Source organism: Paenibacillus sp. VTT E-133291 (assembly GCF_002264395.1).
In the GTDB taxonomy this organism is placed as follows: domain Bacteria; phylum Bacillota; class Bacilli; order Paenibacillales; family Paenibacillaceae; genus Paenibacillus_AQ; species Paenibacillus_AQ nitricinens.
Genome location: NZ_NFVA01000191.1, coordinates 1 through 2,728 on the forward strand (window position 1 = coordinate 1; position 2,728 = coordinate 2,728).

Annotated in this window: 1 rRNA gene; it reads right to left on the reverse strand. The window is 53.2% G+C overall.

Annotated features, from left to right (window positions below):
* Positions 1-2,728, reverse strand: a 23S ribosomal RNA gene (locus CA598_RS31385); the annotation flags it as partial.

A 2,728-nucleotide genomic window follows, 5' to 3' on the forward strand; every position in this document is an offset into this window, starting at 1 on the left:
TGCACCAGCGGTACGTCCATCCCGGTCCTCTCGTACTAAGGACAGCTCCTCTCAAATTTCCTGCGCCCACGACAGATAGGGACCGAACTGTCTCACGACGTTCTGAACCCAGCTCGCGTACCGCTTTAATGGGCGAACAGCCCAACCCTTGGGACCTACTTCAGCCCCAGGATGCGATGAGCCGACATCGAGGTGCCAAACCTCCCCGTCGATGTGGACTCTTGGGGGAGATAAGCCTGTTATCCCCAGGGTAGCTTTTATCCGTTGAGCGATGGCCCTTCCATGCGGTACCACCGGATCACTAAGTCCGACTTTCGTCCCTGCTCGACTTGTAGGTCTCGCAGTCAAGCTCCCTTATGCCTTTGCACTCTTCGAATGATTTCCAACCATTCTGAGGGAACCTTGGAACGCCTCCGTTACTCTTTAGGAGGCGACCGCCCCAGTCAAACTGCCCGCCTGACACGGTCCCCGTACCGGATTACGGTACTAGGTTAGAACCTAGATACGATCAGGGTGGTATCCCAACGGCGCCTCCACCGAAGCTTGCGCTCCGATTTCTACGGCTCCCACCTATCCTGTACAGATCGTACCCAAATTCAATATCAAGCTGCAGTAAAGCTCCATGGGGTCTTTCCGTCTTGTCGCGGGTAACCTGCATCTTCACAGGTATTAAAATTTCACCGGATCTCTCGTTGAGACAGCGCCCAAGTCGTTACGCCATTCGTGCGGGTCAGAATTTACCTGACAAGGAATTTCGCTACCTTAGGACCGTTATAGTTACGGCCGCCGTTTACTGGGGCTTCGGTTCATAGCTTCGGGTTACCCCTAACCACTCCCCTTAACCTTCCAGCACCGGGCAGGCGTCAGCCCGTATACTTCGCCTTGCGGCTTCGCACAGACCTGTGTTTTTGCTAAACAGTCGCTTGGGCCTTTTCACTGCGGCCCCCTCGTGCTATTCACACTACCGGGGCACCCCTTCTCCCGAAGTTACGGGGTCATTTTGCCGAGTTCCTTAACGAGAGTTCTTCCGCGCGCCTTAGAATTCTCTTCTCGCCTACCTGTGTCGGTTTGCGGTACGGGCACCTTCTCCTGGCTAGAGGCTTTTCTTGGCAGTGTGAGATCATGACCTTCGCTACTGTAATTTTCGCTCCCCATCACAGCCCAGCCTTAATGATGTGCGGATTTGCCTACACATCAGCCTCACTGCTTAGACGGACATATCCATCAGTCCGCGTCACTACCCTCCTGCGTCACCCCATCGCTCATAGCGGATTACGGTGGTACAGTAATTTCAAACTGTTGTCCTTCGACTACGCCTTTCGGCCTCGCCTTAGGTCCCGACTTACCCTGAGCGGACGAGCCTTCCTCAGGAAACCTTGGGCTTTCGGCGGATCAGATTCTCACTGATCTTTTCGTTACTCATACCGGCATTCTCACTTGTATGCTGTCCAGCGCTCCTTACGGTACACCTTCAACCCACATACAACGCTCCCCTACCCCAGATACATACGTATCTAGCCATAGCTTCGGTGGTGTGTTTAGCCCCGTTACATTTTCGGCGCAGAGTCACTCGACCAGTGAGCTATTACGCACTCTTTCAATGGTGGCTGCTTCTAAGCCAACATCCTGGTTGTCTGTGCAACTCCACATCCTTTCCCACTTAACACACACTTGGGGACCTTAGCTGATGGTCTGGGCTGTTTCCCTTTTGACAATGGATCTTAGCACTCACTGTCTGACTCCCGGCAATAAGTATATGGCATTCGGAGTTTGACTGAGCTTGGTAATCCTTGCGGACCCCGCACCCAATCAGTGCTCTACCTCCACTACTCTTATACCGAGGCTAGCCCTAAAGCTATTTCGGGGAGAACCAGCTATCTCCGAGTTCGATTGGAATTTCTCCGCTACCCCCACCTCATCCCCGCATTTTTCAACATGCGTGGGTTCGGGCCTCCAGTGCGTGTTACCGCACCTTCACCCTGGACAGGGGTAGATCACACGGTTTCGGGTCTACGTCCACATACTCATTCGCCCTATTCAGACTCGCTTTCGCTGCGGCTCCGTCTTCTCGACTTAACCTTGCATGTTAAACGTAACTCGCCGGTTCATTCTACAAAAGGCACGCCATCACCCATGAATAGGGCTCTGACTTTTTGTAAGCACACGGTTTCAGGTTCTATTTCACTCCCCTTCCGGGGTGCTTTTCACCTTTCCCTCACGGTACTGTTTCACTATCGGTCGCCAGGTAGTATTTAGCCTTAGCAGATGGTCCTGCTGGATTCATACGGGGTTTCACGTGCCCCGCACTACTCGGGATCCGTCTCGGAGAGAACACAGTTTAGGTTACAGGGCTTTTACCTCTATCGCGGGCCTTTCCAGACCTCTTCGCCTACCATATTCCTTTGTAACTCCATGTGAGACGTCCCACAACCCCTAAGAGCAAGCTCTTAGGTTTAGGCTGTTCCGCGTTCGCTCGCCGCTACTGACGGAATCACTATTGTTTTCTCTTCCTCAGGGTACTTAGATGTTTCAGTTCCCCTGGTCTGCCTCTACATCTCCTATGTGTTCAGAGATGAGTAACTGCGAATTACCACAGCTGGGTTTCCCCATTCGGACACCCCCGGATCAAAGCTTGCTTACAGCTCCCCGAGGCAGTTTCGTTGTTCGCCACGTCCTTCGTCGGCTCCTGGCGCCTAGGCATCCTCCGTGTGCTCTTATTAGCTTAACC